14 protein-coding genes are annotated in these 15,455 nt (G+C 29.5%); all 14 read right to left on the bottom strand.

All coding sequences use genetic code 11. The annotated features are described in order from the left end of the window. The 14 genes from O212_RS0101035 to radC all read right to left on the bottom strand — a co-directional run bounded on the left by O212_RS0101035 (position 1) and on the right by radC (position 15,434). Positions 1-1,605, bottom strand: coding sequence for a response regulator (locus tag O212_RS0101035; protein WP_024613318.1), 1,605 nt, complete (start codon positions 1,603-1,605; stop codon positions 1-3). Positions 1,606-1,754: 149 nt separating this feature from the next. Next, a complete protein-coding gene (locus tag O212_RS0101030; RefSeq protein WP_024613317.1) occupies positions 1,755-1,934 on the bottom strand; it encodes a hypothetical protein in 180 nt (59 codons plus the stop codon). Between the two features lie 14 nt (positions 1,935-1,948). Then, positions 1,949-2,980, bottom strand: coding sequence for a galactose/methyl galactoside ABC transporter permease MglC (mglC, locus tag O212_RS0101025; protein ID WP_024613316.1), 1,032 nt, complete (start codon positions 2,978-2,980; stop codon positions 1,949-1,951). 15 nt (positions 2,981-2,995) lie between these two features. Beyond that, positions 2,996-4,495 carry a galactose/methyl galactoside ABC transporter ATP-binding protein MglA gene (mglA, locus tag O212_RS0101020; protein WP_024613315.1) on the bottom strand — a complete coding sequence of 500 codons (1,500 nt, stop codon included), beginning with the start codon at positions 4,493-4,495 and terminating at the stop codon, positions 2,996-2,998. 107 nt (positions 4,496-4,602) lie between these two features. After that, positions 4,603-5,649: a galactose ABC transporter substrate-binding protein gene (locus O212_RS0101015; RefSeq protein ID WP_024613314.1), complete on the bottom strand. Its 1,047-nt coding sequence runs from the start codon at positions 5,647-5,649 to the stop codon at positions 4,603-4,605. Between the two features lie 343 nt (positions 5,650-5,992). Further along, a complete protein-coding gene (rodA, locus tag O212_RS0101010) occupies positions 5,993-7,162 on the bottom strand; it encodes a rod shape-determining protein RodA (protein WP_024613313.1) in 1,170 nt (389 codons plus the stop codon). A gap of 237 nt (positions 7,163-7,399) precedes the next feature. Next, on the bottom strand, positions 7,400-7,672 hold the full coding sequence (minE, locus tag O212_RS0101005) for a cell division topological specificity factor MinE (RefSeq protein WP_024613312.1): 273 nt from the start codon (positions 7,670-7,672) through the stop codon (positions 7,400-7,402). 13 nt (positions 7,673-7,685) lie between these two features. After that, on the bottom strand, positions 7,686-8,483 hold the full coding sequence (gene minD / locus O212_RS0101000) for a septum site-determining protein MinD (RefSeq protein WP_024613311.1): 798 nt from the start codon (positions 8,481-8,483) through the stop codon (positions 7,686-7,688). Between the two features lie 29 nt (positions 8,484-8,512). Next, positions 8,513-9,154, bottom strand: a complete 642-nt coding sequence (gene minC / locus O212_RS0100995; protein WP_024613310.1) for a septum site-determining protein MinC — start codon at positions 9,152-9,154, stop codon at positions 8,513-8,515. A 179-nt stretch (positions 9,155-9,333) separates the two neighbouring features. Continuing rightward, positions 9,334-12,363, bottom strand: coding sequence for a penicillin-binding transpeptidase domain-containing protein (locus O212_RS0100990; protein ID WP_024613309.1), 3,030 nt, complete (start codon positions 12,361-12,363; stop codon positions 9,334-9,336). Beyond that, the gene (mreD, locus tag O212_RS0100985; RefSeq protein ID WP_024613308.1) at positions 12,360-12,851 is read right to left on the bottom strand and encodes a rod shape-determining protein MreD; all 492 of its coding nucleotides are present in this window, start codon (positions 12,849-12,851) and stop codon (positions 12,360-12,362) included. Before mreD ends, O212_RS0100990 begins: the two co-directional genes overlap by 4 nt. 11 nt (positions 12,852-12,862) lie before the next feature. After that, entirely contained in the window at positions 12,863-13,708 is an 846-nt protein-coding gene (gene mreC, locus O212_RS0100980; protein WP_024613307.1) for a rod shape-determining protein MreC, read from the bottom strand. A gap of 4 nt (positions 13,709-13,712) precedes the next feature. Beyond that, entirely contained in the window at positions 13,713-14,726 is a 1,014-nt protein-coding gene (locus O212_RS0100975) for a rod shape-determining protein (protein WP_024613306.1), read from the bottom strand. Between the two features lie 18 nt (positions 14,727-14,744). Continuing rightward, complete coding sequence (gene radC / locus O212_RS0100970; protein WP_024613305.1) at positions 14,745-15,434, bottom strand: DNA repair protein RadC; 690 nt, start codon at positions 15,432-15,434, stop codon at positions 14,745-14,747. Positions 15,435-15,455 lie beyond the last annotated feature (21 nt).

The following is a 15,455-nucleotide window of genomic DNA, read 5'->3' as shown; positions in this document are numbered from 1 at the left end:
CTACCTACTTCTATATTTAGATGGAGGTACTCCATATTGTTTTTTAAATACATAGCTAAAATAGTTAGCCTCTGGATATCCAACCTTTTCTGCTATAATATAAGATTTATAATCAGTTGTGTTTAAGAGATTAACTGCTTGTTCTAAACGTACTGATGTTAAATAATTTATAAAACTATATTTAGTCTCTTTCTTAAAAATAGTTGAAAAATAAGTTGGACTCACATGCAAATGTTTACAAAGCTTTTCAACTGATATTTCACTATCACTATAGTTATCATGTATATACTGCTTAGCTTTTTCTATAAGAAGTTTAGATGAATCAACTCTTTCTCTCTTTATAAGTTTATTTATTGCAATAGACTTTTCTATAAACCAAGTCTTTACACTTTCTATTGATTCAAATTTATCTAAATGATTATAGCAATTAAAATTTTCACCAAATACTTCATCTATATTTAAGTTATATGCTTTAACAAGTTTTAATAATCCTGTAGTTATTTCTATTAAATAAATATTGTAATGATTAAATGGTAAAAGTAATTCTTCTAGCTTTTTAAATAATCCATTCACTATTTCTTCTATATCTTTAGCAGATTTTATTTTTATTGTATTTATTAAAATTCTTTCATCATTTTCATCAAATTGAATATTAGCTCCACTATCAGGCTCAACATCTTCTATATAAATACCTTTTCCAGTACCAAGTATTAATCTATAATGAAGTGCATTTTTTGCTTCTTTATAAGAAAATCTTATTTCATTAAAATCCTTTAATACACTCCCAATACCTGCTGATACTTTCATATCCATAATACGTTCCGCTCTATTACATACTTCATTTATACCTTTAATAAATTTATAAACATCATCTTTATTTTTAAGCTTACCAATTACAACTACTAATCCTGAATAAATAAAACTTTCATATTCACAATATTCTTCTATACTATCATCACATATATTTTTAATTGATATATATTTAAACTCCTCTTCCTCAAATATTTTCTCTGACTCTTCATTAATATAATTATCACAATGAATAACAGATACAACATAAAAATCTGAACAAAAGTTTAATCCTATATTTTTTGCTTCCTCTTTCCAAGTTTTAAATCTGACTCTTCCTTCTATAGAACCAACTAAAAACTTTTCTTTAAATAATGGCAAGCTTTCTTCATAGTATTTATTTAATTTTTCTATATTTTTCTTTTCATCATATTCTTCATCTATTTGTTTTTTTAAGTTTTTTAAAACCTCAATTAATTCTATTGAATTTATAGGTTTTAAAACATAACTTAAAGCATTAATTTTTATTGCTTTTTTAGCATATTCAAAATCATCTGATCCTGAAAATATTATTATTTTAGTAGATGGCATTATATCTTTTAACTTTTCTCCAAGTTCTAATCCATTCATAAATGGCATTTTTATATCTGTCATTACAATATCAGGCTGAAGTTTTTCAGCTTTTTCTAATGCATCTTCACCATTTTCAGCATCACCAACAATTTTAAATCCATAAGTTTCCCAATCAATCTTCTTTATAATACCTTGACGAATTTCTTCTTCATCATCAACTATTAGTACCTTATATAAATTCATACCCCACCCCATATTTCTTGTATAAATTGTTTAAAAATACAAATTATCCCTCGTTTAAGATTATCTCATTATAACATAAATACTTCAATATAAAATCTAAAAATAAAAAGCTATACTACAATTTACTGTAGTATAGCTTAATTTTAAAATTAAAGTGCTATTCCTAAAAATAATGCGAATCCAAGTAACACTAATAATATAGTTATAAATTTATCCATAGTTTTTAAAGGTATATCAATGTTTTTATATATTGAATCTCTAAGATTTTGTTTTGGTTTCTTTTCTACATCTTTTTCTAAATTTTCATCTATAACCTTTTCATTTTCCATACAATACACCTCAATTATTTTTTAGCTAAATATTTTCTTACATCAAGTGAAACTGCAACTATTATAATTAATCCTCTAATTATAAATTGCCAGTAAGCATTAACTCCTATAAAGTTTAATCCATAGTTTATAACTTGAAGTAATACTGTTCCTATTAAAACTCCAGGAATTGTTCCTACTCCACCTGTAAATGAAACTCCACCAACAACACATGCTGATATTGCATCAAGTTCATAGTTGAATCCAGTACTTGTAGTTGTTGAACCTGCTCTTGCAGCTTCTAAGAATCCTGCAATACCATAAAGCATACCTGATATTATAAATATAATCATTATATTTTTAGCTAAGTTAACTCCTGATACTGCAGCAGCTTCTGGATTTCCACCTATAGCAAACATATTTTTACCAAGTTTTGTTTTATTCCAAATAAACCACATTATTAAAGCAATTATTGCTAAATAAAATATTAAATAAGGTATTTCTATTGGTCCAAGTTTTAATGAACCAGTTACTAAATTTACATACCTTTGATCTAAGTTAGCTACAGGTTGAGCTCCTAGTGGTGGTCTATCTATATAAAGACATGACGCACCATATGCAATAAGCTGAGTACCAAGTGTTATAATAAATGCATGTACTTTAAGCTTGGCCACTCCAAAACCATTTATTGCTCCAAATATTCCTCCAATTACTATTGCGGCAAGTAATGGCACTACTAATGGTAAAATTGGTAAGTCTGGATACATCCTTGCTGCATATGTTGAAGATTGTAATAAAGAAGCTGAAATTATTGCTGTGAATCCTAAAATACGTCCAGCTGAAAGATCAGTTCCTTGCAATACTATAAGTCCTGCAACCCCAAGTGCTAAAATACCACGAGTTGATGCTTGGCTTAAAATATTAGTAAGATTTTTAAATGATAAGAATGATGGTTCCTTTATTACAAAGAATACAATCATCATTGCAAGTACTATATATAAGGCATAATTAACCATAAAGGTTTTAAATTTTTCTTTATTAAAATTACTGTTTTTAACGTTCTCCATAAACTCCACCCCACTCTAAATGTACTTAGCTGCAAGTTCCATAATTTTTTCTTGATTAAGTTTATCTGTATCTTCTATTCCAGCTACTCTTCCATTTGACATAACAAGTATTCTATCACAAATACCAATAAGCTCTGGCATCTCAGAAGAAACAACTATTATTCCCTTTCCTTTGTTAGCTAAGTCTATAATTAACTGATATATTTCATATTTTGCACCAACATCAATCCCCCTAGTAGGCTCATCTAATAAAAGTATTTCTGGATTAGTTAAAAGCCATCTTCCTATAATTACTTTTTGTTGGTTTCCACCTGATAATGTTCTAATTTGAGTTTTTTGATTAGGTGTCTTAACTCTCATACTGTCAATAACCCACTTAGTATCATCTGACATTTGTTTATTGTTAAGCATACCACTTTTACTATAATTATCTATGTTAGCAATAGTAGCATTAAACTTTATATCAAGTCCTCCAAAGATTCCAGTTGCTCTACGCTCTTCAGTTAATAATGCAAAGCCATTTTTTATAGCTGTTCTTGAATCTTTGTTATTAACTTTTTTTCCATGTAAAATAATTTCTCCTTCATTATGGTGAGCGATTCCAAATATTGTTTCAAGAAGCTCTGTCCTTTTAGAACCTACAAGTCCTGCTACCCCTAAAATTTCACCCTTCCTAAGCTTAAAAGAAGCATCAACTACGGAAGGTTGATAAGTACCAGTTAGATTTTTAACTTCTAATATAACTTCACTTGGTTCATTAGTTTTTGGTGGGAAACGATGTGTTAAATCACGACCAACCATAAGCTTTATTATTTTATCTGTAGTTAAATTTTTAGCTGGTATAGTATCTATCCATTTTCCATCTCTCATTATTGTTACATCATCAGATATTTTAAGTATTTCTTCCATCTTATGAGATATATAAATAATTCCGCATCCTTTTTTTCTTAATTTATTTATTATTTTAAAAAGGTGATCAACTTCTTCTTGAGTTAATGATGATGTTGGCTCATCAAGAACTAATATTTTTGCATTATAAGAAGCTGCCTTTGCAATTTCAACCATTTGTCTTTGTGATACTGAAAGTTTTGCCATCTTTACTCTTGGATCTACATCTATTCCTAAATCATCAAAGATTTTTTTAGTTTCTTCATACATTATTTTTTGACTTACAAAGCCACCTTTTCCCGGATATCTTCCAAGCCAAATATTATCCATTACATCTCTTTGAAGAACTTGATTTAATTCTTGGTGAACCATTGATACACCATTTTCCATTGCTTGTTTTGGGTTTGAGAATTTGCATTCTTTCCCTTCTATTAAAATTTTTCCTTCATCTTCTATATAAACACCGAATAAACATTTCATTAAAGTTGATTTACCTGCTCCATTTTCCCCCATTAGAGCATGTACAGTACCTGGTCTAACTTTAAGTTGTACATTGTCTAAAGCCTTTACTCCTGGAAAGCTTTTGCATATGTTCGTCATATCTAATATATACTTTGATTTTTCCATAACTCTTGCTTTCACCTACTTTTTTGCTTATTTTAAGTTGCACTACATTATTACTCTAATGCAGTGCAACCTTAATTTTACTTATATATTTTGAATTTTATAACAAACTATTTCTTGTTAGTATATTCTTGATATGGAATACGAACTGCTACACCTGAATCATCAAATTTGTAATCAGTTCCTTCAATTCCACTCTTACCTTCAGCTAAGTTTATTCCACACTCATAAAGTGCTTTTGCCATAGCTGGCGCATCTTGAAGAACTGAACCTGTCATGAAATTTTTTGAAATTAAATCTTGAGCTGCCGCTGTAGCATCAACTCCAACTACTGGAATTGTCTTCTTTTCATCTCCATTGTTATATCCTTGAGCTTGAAGAGCTGCTATAGCACCTTGAGCCATACCATCATTATTTGCAATTACAACTTCAATTTCATCATTATATCTTGAAAGCCATGCTTCCATAGCATTTTGAGCTAATGCTTGATCCCAGTTACAAACTTGGTGAGCTACTTGTTTAACTTTTATTCCAGCATCTTTTATTGTTGATACTGAGTACTCAGTTCTAGCTATAGCCTCTGGATTATCAGGTTCACCTTGTAACATTACATATTGCATTACTCCATCACCATTTTTATCTAAAGCTTTATTTGCTTTCCATTCTTTTTCTAGTATTTTTCCTTGTAAAACTCCAGCTTCTTTCGCATTTGTTCCAACAAACATTGCTTTATCATATGACTTTATAGCATCTGCTGCTGGTTCTCTGTTAAATAATACAACCGGAACTTCTTCACCCTTTATTTTATCTATAACTGCTTGTGCAGCTCCTGTATCAACTAAATTAACCATTAAAAGATCAACATCTTTTTGTAATAATGTATCAATACTATCATTTTGAGTTGCTTGGTCACCCTTACCATCAACAAACTCAAATTCAACTTTTCCTGAATTTTCTGATTGAATTTTTTCTAAGCTTTGACGAACTGTTGAAATATAAGTATCATCAAATTTATATAGACAAACTCCTACTTTTACTGGATCCCCTTCTCCTGATGCAGCTCCTCCAGTTGCTTTATCTCCACCACAACCTGTAAGTATTCCACCAATCATCATTGTAGCCATTGCCATAGCAACTAACTTCTTAACCTTTACCATATTAACCCCTCCATATAAAATTCAAATTGTTTAATTTTGATTACGTTTTCATTATATTTTCATTTCCCTTTTTTATCCATATAAAATTCTTAACAATTCTATCGAAATTCTACTGTATTTATATAAAAATTTTTCTCTATCTATAAATTATCCAACCTATAATTTAACCTTTCATTTATATATTTTTACAAAAAACTTTTACTACTTTAATTAGTTTCTAAAATTTTCAAAATATACAAACAAGTTTTCTTATATAAATTTTTATTATTTTAATTTTATATTTTTATGAATAAAAAAAGATAGTTTTTGAACTATATTCAAAAACCATCTTTCTATTTTAAAATTAAAATCTTATTTTCTTTCTTCTCATTCCTACATTTAAAACTAATCCAATCGACATAATTGTAGTTAAAAGTGAACTACCTCCATAACTTATAAGAGGTAATGTTATACCAGTTATAGGTAAAAGTCCAATTGTCATTCCTATATTTTGTAATATAGCAAATAAGAAATATGATATTATACCAACACATATTATAGAACCAAAAATATCTTTTGAGGTCCTTGCTATTGCTATCATTCTAAATATCAATATTCCATATAAAGTTAATAGGAAGATAACTCCTATAAAGCCCCAGTGTTCTGCTATTGCTGAAAATATAAAGTCTGTTTGAACTTCTGGAACATGCTGCGCCGCATATCCTGATGTTCCATCATTTGTCATCGATGGTCTGCTACCTAAAACACCACCTGAACCTATAGCTATAAGTGATTGACTTAAGTGATATCCAGAACCAGCCATATTAGCTTCTGGATTCATAAAAGATGTAATTCTTGTTTTTTGATAGTCTTGTATAAGACCTGAATTCCAAACTATAAGAATTCCAACAACTAAAGCTAAAAGTCCACCACCAATTACCTTTGTATCAAGACCTGCAACATAAAATATTCCTAAAACTATAAAGAATGAAACCATAGTCATTCCCATATCTGGTTGTATTACTATAAATAATACTGGTACAGCTGCATAAAAAACAAGAGTGAAGAAATTTTTCAAATTATTTATTTGCATATCCATTTCTTCTAATTTTCTTGCAAGCATAAGTATCATACCAAACTTAGCTATTTCAGATGCTTGTATCGAAACTGGACCTAATTTAATCCAACCTCTAGCTCCATTTACAACTGAACCTAAGAACATTGTTGCAATAAGTAATATTACCGAACCCCAGTAAAATATAGGCACATAGTTATATAATACTCTATAATCTACTGCCATAAATATGTAAAGTACTAATAGCGAAACAATAAACCATATTGTTTGTTTCATTGGATATAATGTTCCACCTGTTTTTCCTTTTGTTGCTAAATATATGTTCAATATACCAAATAAAACTAGTAAAACCATAGATAAAAGTAATAACTTATCTATATCTCTAATTTTCTTGAAATCAAGCTTATATCTACTATATGAACTTTCTCTCTTATCAAATAGCAAATCTCCTCTTAACAAGGTATTCACCTCCTAAAAACATGTATTTTAATTATATCTCATTATCAATTTATTCTCTATATTAATTCATTCTCTAAAGTAAAAAATAATAAAATCTTAATATATAAATTTATGTATTAACACTAAAAAACTGTACACATAATTAGTATACAGTTTTTTATATATTTATATTTATCTATTATTATATTCTAATATTTTTCCTTAAATACCATCAAGCTAAATAATCAGATAGATAAACTATTGTCCTCTTATATTTTTAATAGGTATATTAGCTATTAAAGCTGAACTAGCTTCTCCTTCTTCAATATCACTTTTGCTAACTGATATTTCAACATCTTCCGCAGCTATTTCTATATACTTTGAAAGAACTTCCAATATTTCTAATCTTATTTTTTCTAAAGTTTCTGTTGGAATATTTCCTCTATCGTGAATAAGTATAAGCTTTAGTCTATCTTTAGCTATATCTTTTGGTTTAGGTTTACTATTTGTTAAACTACTAAAGAACCCCATATCTAAATACCCCCTATTTACGTTTAAATAACTTCATTAAAGACCCAAAGAATCCTTGTGGTTCTTCATTTAAATTCATAAATGGAACAGTTTCACCAGTTATTCTTTTAGCAATATTTCTGAAAGCTTCACCAGCTCTTGCTGATTCTTCTAAAACAATAGGTTCACCTTTATTTGTTGAGACAGTTATATCTTTATCATCTGGAACAACTCCTAAAAGTTCAATTGAAAGTGTTTCAATTATATCGCTTACATCAAGCATGTCCCCTCTTTGAGTCATAGCAAAATTTAATCTATTAACTATAACAGAGTGGTCTTCTAATCCTTTAGCATCAAGTTTTCCAATTACTCTATCTGCATCTCTAACTGATGTTATTTCTGGATTTACCACAACTACTGCTTTATCAGCTCCTATTACTGAGTTTTCAAAACCTTGCTCAATACCAGCAGGTGAATCTATTAATACATACTCAAACTCATCTTTTAATTCTTTTATTATTTTAAGCATTTGTTGTGGGCTTATATCATCTTTATCTTTTGTTTGAGCTGTTGGAAGTAAACAAAGATTTGGAAATCTTTTATCTTTAATTAAAGCTTGCTTTAATCTACATCTTCCTTCAATAACATCTATTATAGTGTATACAATTCTATTCTCTAATCCCATTAATACGTCTAAATTTCTTAGTCCTGTATCTCCGTCAACAACAACAACTCTTTTTCCAAGTGCGGCTAATGCAGTACCAAGGTTAGCTGTTGTTGTAGTTTTACCTACTCCACCTTTTCCTGATGTAATTACAATAGATACTCCCATTAAACAATCCCTCCATGATTTTTATTTAATTATATATATTTGTTTGGTAAGTATGGCTCTACAATTATAGCCCCATCCTTTATTTTTGCAACTTCAGGATACTCAGGCTTTTGTGAATCTGGTGATAAAGCTATAGCATCTGCAATTTTCAATATTTCTGGTTGAAGACTAAAAGCTGCAATTATAGCTTTTCTATTACCACTAGATCCAGCACTAACATTTCCTTTTATATTGCCTAAAACAATTATGTTACCAGTAACTATAACTTCGGCTCCACTATTAACATCCCCAACAATAACAATATTACCATTATACTTTACACACTGACCACTTCTTACTGTTTTTCTTAAAAATTTTGTTTTCCCCTCATAAACTCCTGAAAAAGTTCTCTTATCTTTTTCTTTATCCTTAATAAGTTCTTCTTGTAGTATAATATCCTTTATCTCTATTTCATCAAATAGGACATTTTTTAAGTGTATTAACTCTTTTTCATTTATCAAGCTTAAATTAGTGCTTATTGTAAGAGTAGAATTTTTATAAAAACGCTTTCCTTTTGATAGCTTCTCTATAAGTAATTCTAGCATTTCTTCAAAACCGCTGAATTTATTCATATTTATAACGGCACTTAGACCATCTTTGTTGCCTTTTATAATTATTCTATCATCCATCATTGGTTTCCCTCCACCAATCTTTGTCACTATAAACATTATTCTACAAATTAGAATAAAAGTCCTTTTAATATTATATCATTAAAATGTAAGTATTTGTAGTTTTACTTTATTTCTTAAAGAAAAAATAACACTTATGTATAACATAAGTGTTATTTAAATTTATTTATTCAAAATATACTTTAATTACTATTAGAATCTACATCTTTTTTTGTTGCATCTTTGTTTTTAGTATCCTCTTTTTTCTTTTCATCAGCCTTTTTCTTATCGGCTTCTTTTTTCTCTGCCTCTTTCATAGCCTCAGCACTATTATCTTTTGGTGCATCAGTTACATATTTCTTAAAAGAACCTGAGCTCTTTGCATACTCTGGATACTTTTTAAGTATTTCATCTTTAAAGTAAGCTTCATAAGTAGCCTTTGCAACTGGAGCTGTAAAAGATCCGTGACCTCCATCATATATAACGCCTACAAAAGCAATTTGTGGATTATCAACTGGAGCAAAGCTGACATAAGTTGCATATGGAGATCTTCCATAATTTCTTTGGTCATTTGAATAATCCGCAGTACCTGTTTTACCTGCTGTTGGTATTGGGAATGAATTAAATACTGAAGCAGCTGTACCTTCATCAGCATCATTGGCTCTTCTCATACCTTCTTTAACTGCGGCTAATGTTGATTTACTTATATCGATATGATCTAATACTTTTGGTTCGAATTTTTCAACAACATTTCCATTAGGATCTGTAACACTATCTACTAAATGAAGTGCATATCTTGTTCCACCATTTGCAATCGTTGAAATATATGCTGCAAGTTGAAGTGGTGTATAGTGGTTAATACCTTGCCCTATAGCTGAATAAATAAGCTGACCTGGTGATGTCATTTCTGCTGATTTATCAACAACAACAAATCTTGCAATGGCATTTGATACTAATGATGCTTGTTCATCTAAATTAGCTTTTTTATTGTATTTATTTTCATAATTTTTAACATTTGCTTTATATTTATCTGAATTTTGCATTATTCCTTTTACATCAGGTAATATACTTAATGCAAATTGGTCTTGATTCATAGCATTTTTATTTACATATACTTCTTCGAATCTATTTTTAATTTTTGCTTTTAAGTCTGTCTTTAATTCTTTTACTTTATCACTATCATCATCACTAAATGTAAAGTCAAATGGAATAAATGATGACATTCCTCTATAACTTGCAAGTGCTGATCCCTTTGGTGTTTCATTTTCTAAATATCCAGCAAGTTCAAAGTTTGATAATCCGATTATACTTTCTTTAAAGCTTTGGAAATTATAAGTTTGACCACTTGTATTTTCTTCTATTTCTATTCCTGTTGATGGATTTGCTTTACTATTTGGATCAACTCCAAGTCCAAACTTCCATGCATATTTTGCAATAGCATTTAATGATTCTGGTCTATTAGCATCTCCTCCAGCTTTCATATATAATCTATAAGCTGTTTCATAGAAGTAGAAGTTACATGAAACCTCTAGTGCTTTTTCAACATTTGTAGGTCCATGTGATCCTGGATATATCCAACATACAGGTCCAAAACTTTTACCAAATGTTTCGGGATGTACATTAAATTTACCAGTAGCATTTACAACTGTATCTGGCTTTATTACTCCTTCTTGAAGCCCTGCGATTGCAGTTAATGGCTTAAATATTGATCCTGGAGGTAATGTACCAAGTGTTGCATAATTATAAAATGGCTTTGGATATAAATCATATGGATCAGTTCTATATCCATTCTTATCTTTCGGGAATAAATCATTAACTGATTTATGTACTCCTGTTTTCTTTATAAGTTCTTTACCAAACTTTTCAAGATCAGGTGAAAAATACTCTTCTGTTTGTTGCTTTGTAAGTTGACCTGGAATTGCAAAAATATTTGGATCAAAATCCGGATAGCTTGTAAGCGCAATTATTTTTCCAGTTTTTACATCTACTGCTAAAGCTGCTCCCCTAGTTGCATTTGGGAAGGAATTCCCACTTGAGTCAGAAGTGCTTGTTCTAACCTTATCTATAGTATCTTTTAATGCTTGTTGCATTGCATATTGTACATTTTTATCAATTGTTAAGTTTACATTATTACCTGGATAAGATGATAATTTAAATAACTCTTCTGTAATTCTACCTTCTGAGTTAACTTTAACCGTCTTACCACCCTTAACACCTTTTAATTCATCTTCAAATGCAGATTCAATACCAGCCTTACCTATAAGATCTGTTGAAGGATCATATCCTTTTAATTTATAGTCTTCTTCTAAAGAACTATCAATTTGTCCAACATATCCAAGTACAGCTGAACCTAACTTTCCATATGGATATTCTCTAACTGGTTGAAGTTCAACACCTATCCCTGGTAAATCATTAAGTTTTTGATAAATTATAAAGGCTGTATCCTTTTTTATATTACTTGCAATAGTTACAGATTTATATCCTTTAAAACTTTGCATTTTTATTGCATCTTTTACAACCATATAGTTTCTTATATCATTTAATGAATAAGATTTTAAAATTAAATCTGCTAATTCTTTCCCTGTCATATTTTGATATTGCTGTTTTTGTTCTTTTGTTGGGTTTGGATTAACAAGACTTATCATATCATAACTCTTTACTAAGTAATAAAAAGCTTGTTCTGGAGTTACATTAATTAACTCTTTATCAATTTGAGATATTTGATCATCAGTTAAATCATCACTCTTAATATTTAACTGTTTTTGTATTTCTTCATTCATTCCTCTATCTTTTAGGAATCTAAGTTTTTCATACTGTTGTGCATCTGGTGATGAACTTTTATAAGCAAAATAGAATTTGCCTTTATCATCTATTTTAAGTAATAAATCATCTTGAACAGATTCTCCATTTTCCTTAAGAATAGCAAAAATTGTATCCATTGTTTTATAGAAGTTCTTCTGTGCATTATCAGTTGTAGTATATGTTAATGTATAAGTTTGCTTATTTGTTGCAAGTACATTTCCATTCTTATCTAATATTTCACCTCTTGGTGCTTTCTCAGCAATAAATCTAACAGCATTTTGATTTGCCCTATCTTCATAATCATCATGCTTATAAACTTGTAAGTATGCTAACCTAACACATATAGCTGAAAATATTATAACCATTATTATGGCAAGAACTGTATATCTGGAAAGTTTTTTCTTTTTTTGTTTTGGCTTGTTAACTATCATCTAAACCTCCATTTATCATTCACATCTTCAGTGTTTGAAAGTTTTAAAACATACTTATATGCTATAAATGCTATTGCTGAATTGTATAATGCTACTATTATAATATTATTTATCTCAGCACTAATGCCAAGTAAATGCATTATTACAAATACAACTAAATGCTTTACTATAGTTGCGCCAAATACTGTTGCTACAGGAACAATCTTTTTACTTTTAAAAATTCCATTTCCTATGTAAGCAACTATTAAGCATATAACCATGTTAACTAAAGCATTTACCCCAATTCCATTTGAAAAAAATATATCTTGTAATATACCACTTACAGCACCTATAAATAGTGCTTCTCCATAACCATTTATAAGTGAATAAATAACCGCAAATATAAATAATAAACTAGGAAATGCCCCATATATACTAAAAAAAGGCATTAAAGAGTTATCTAGTATAAGTAAGAGTATAGATATTAAAACTAAAATTAATTTTTTCATATCATCACCTCTTAATATTTAATATCACGTTTATCTTTTGGAACTACAATAAATAATTCTTCAAGTTTATTAAAATTAACAGTTGGTTCTATAACAGCATTTTTCATTACATTTACCTTGTCTTCTTCTACTGATTTAACAGTACCAACCATTATATCTTTTGGATATATTTGCCCAAGTCCTGATGTAACAACTGTATCTCCTGGCTTTACATCTGAATTCATTGGTAAGTTTTCGACTTTAACTATTGACTTGTCTGCTGATTCTCTATAACTTCTAAGTATACCTGTATTTTCCTTAGTTCTAGTAACTTTAACACTAACAGCGACATCCTCATTTAAAATAGTCTTTATTATTGACCAGTTACTACCAACTGATGTTACTTGGCCTACTAATCCATCAGCTGCTATAACTATCATACCTTTTTCTATTCCATCATTTTTACCTTTATCTACAATATATCCATCTAATATGTTTCCACCACTATATCCAATTATATTTGTAGCAATATAATCATAATTATCTCTTGAGTCTTTAAATTTTAATACTTTTCTTAATTGATCATTTTCTGACTTTAATCCAGAATATGATAATATCTCTTTTTTAAGATTAGCATTTTCTTGTGTAAGACTCTTATTTTCTTCTTTTACTGTTGAAAAATTCAAACACAAGTCTACAAAATCTTTAACTTTTGTATTAACTGTATACGCAATTTTTTGTATTGGATTCAAAGCAGCTCCTGCACCACTTTCTACTACACCTTTGTCTGGTTCATTAAATGTAAAAATAATTAATCCTAAAAATGTAACTGACAGCACTATTATAGTAACTGTCAGTTTGTTATTAAGACGCTTCATGCTCTTATCTGTCTTCCTTGCTTATTTTGTCAAAATCTTCTAAGGCTTTTCCTGCTCCTAAAACAACACAGTCTAATGGAGTTTCAGCTATATGTACAGGCATATTAGTTTCTTTAGTTATTAGAATATCTAATCCTTTAAGCATAGCACCTCCACCAGCTAACATTATTCCTTTTTCCATTATATCTGCTGCAAGTTCTGGCGGTGTTTTTTCAAGAGTTGTCTTTATTGATTCTATTATTGCATATACAGGCTCTTTTAAAGCTTCTCTAACTTGAGATTCTGTTATTTCTATAACCTTTGGTAGTCCTGTAACTAAGTCTCTACCTTTAATTTCCATAACTTTTTCTTCTTCATCAACTTTATAAGCTGATCCTATTTCCATTTTAACTTGTTCAGCTGTTCTTTCACCAATCATTAAGTTAAATTCTTTTTTAACATAAGCAATTATTGATTGATCTAATTCATCACCAGCAACTCTTAATGATTTGCTTGTAACTATTCCACCAAGTGAAATAATAGCAACTTCAGTTGTACCGCCTCCGATATCAACAATCATGCTTCCTGTTGGTTCACTTACTGGAAGTCCTGCTCCAATTGCTGCTGCCATTGGTTCTTCCATAAGTATAACTTCTCTTGCTCCTGCAAGTTTAGTAGCTTCTTCAATAGCTCTCTTTTCAACTTCTGTTACTCCTGATGGATAACATACTATTATTCTTGGTGCTTTAAAAGCACTCTTACTTGCTGCTTTTTCTATTAATGATTTAATCATTGTATGAGCAACATCAAAATCTGCAATAACACCATCTCTAAGTGGTCTTATTGCAACTATGTTTCCTGGTGTTCTACCAATCATCATCTTTGCTTCTGTACCAACTGCAAGTGGCTTTCTTGTTGTGCTATTTATAGCTACAACTGAAGGCTCTCTAAGCACTACACCTTTACCCTTAACAAATACAAGAGTATTAGCAGTTCCTAAATCTATACCCATGTCTTTACTAGTTCCGAAAAATCCCATTTTTCATTCCCCTTTCGATTATAAAATTCCTTTTTCTTTTAAGCTTACATAAATATTTCTACCGATTATTATGTGATCTATAAGTTTTATTCCTATAATTTCACCACATTCTTTAAGTCGAGTAGTAACTTTAATGTCTTCATCACTTGGAGTTGGGTCTCCAGATGGATGATTATGACATATTATTATTGAAGCTGCACTATTTCTTATAGCTTCATTAAAAATTTCTCTTGGATGTACAAGCGAAGAATTTAAACTTCCCTTAAAAACATCTTTAATCTTTGTTATTTCATTCTTTGTGTTAAGTATTATAAGTTTTAACACTTCTTGATTAAATGTACCCATCTCTCCATACAACATACTTGCTACATCATTTGGAGAGCTAACTCTCTTAAATTCATTGAAAGATTTATAAGTATTAAATCTTTTAAAAAGTTCCGCAATTGCAATCATTTGGGAAGCTTTTGACTCTTTTACGCCTTTTATTTCTGTCATTTCCTTTACTGATGCATTTAAAATACCATTTAAGCCATTAAATTCTGAAATTATTCTTTGACTTAAAGCTAACACATTTTCACCTTTAGTTCCCGTTCTGAGTATTATTGCTAATAGTTCTGGGTTACTTAAAGATTCCGCACCATATCTTAATAGTTTTTCTTTAGGTCTTTCATTTTCAGGCATATCTAATATTTTAAGGTAATTATTCAAATCCTTACTCTCCTTACTTTA

The organism is Clostridium sp. Ade.TY (assembly GCF_000498355.1).
Lineage (GTDB): Bacteria > Bacillota > Clostridia > Clostridiales > Clostridiaceae > Clostridium.
The sequence above is the reverse complement of the archived record's forward strand: the minus strand, read 5'-3'. Positions and strand labels throughout refer to the sequence as shown.

Excerpts from the sequence above, each read along its gene's own strand:
- O212_RS0101035 (WP_024613318.1), bottom strand. The coding sequence starts at position 1,605 with ATGAATTTATATAAGGTACTAATAGTTGATGATGAAGAAGAAATTCGT.
- O212_RS0101030 (WP_024613317.1), bottom strand. The coding sequence starts at position 1,934 with ATGGAAAATGAAAAGGTTATAGATGAAAATTTAGAAAAAGATGTAGAA.
- mglC (WP_024613316.1), bottom strand. The coding sequence starts at position 2,980 with ATGGAGAACGTTAAAAACAGTAATTTTAATAAAGAAAAATTTAAAACC.
- mglA (WP_024613315.1), bottom strand. The coding sequence starts at position 4,495 with ATGGAAAAATCAAAGTATATATTAGATATGACGAACATATGCAAAAGC.
- O212_RS0101015 (WP_024613314.1), bottom strand. The coding sequence starts at position 5,649 with ATGGTAAAGGTTAAGAAGTTAGTTGCTATGGCAATGGCTACAATGATG.
- minE (WP_024613312.1), bottom strand. The coding sequence starts at position 7,672 with ATGGGGTTCTTTAGTAGTTTAACAAATAGTAAACCTAAACCAAAAGAT.
- minD (WP_024613311.1), bottom strand. The coding sequence starts at position 8,483 with ATGGGAGTATCTATTGTAATTACATCAGGAAAAGGTGGAGTAGGTAAA.
- minC (WP_024613310.1), bottom strand. The coding sequence starts at position 9,154 with ATGATGGATGATAGAATAATTATAAAAGGCAACAAAGATGGTCTAAGT.
- O212_RS0100990 (WP_024613309.1), bottom strand. The coding sequence starts at position 12,363 with ATGATAGTTAACAAGCCAAAACAAAAAAAGAAAAAACTTTCCAGATAT.
- mreD (WP_024613308.1), bottom strand. The coding sequence starts at position 12,851 with ATGAAAAAATTAATTTTAGTTTTAATATCTATACTCTTACTTATACTA.
- mreC (WP_024613307.1), bottom strand. The coding sequence starts at position 13,708 with ATGAAGCGTCTTAATAACAAACTGACAGTTACTATAATAGTGCTGTCA.
- O212_RS0100975 (WP_024613306.1), bottom strand. The coding sequence starts at position 14,726 with ATGGGATTTTTCGGAACTAGTAAAGACATGGGTATAGATTTAGGAACT.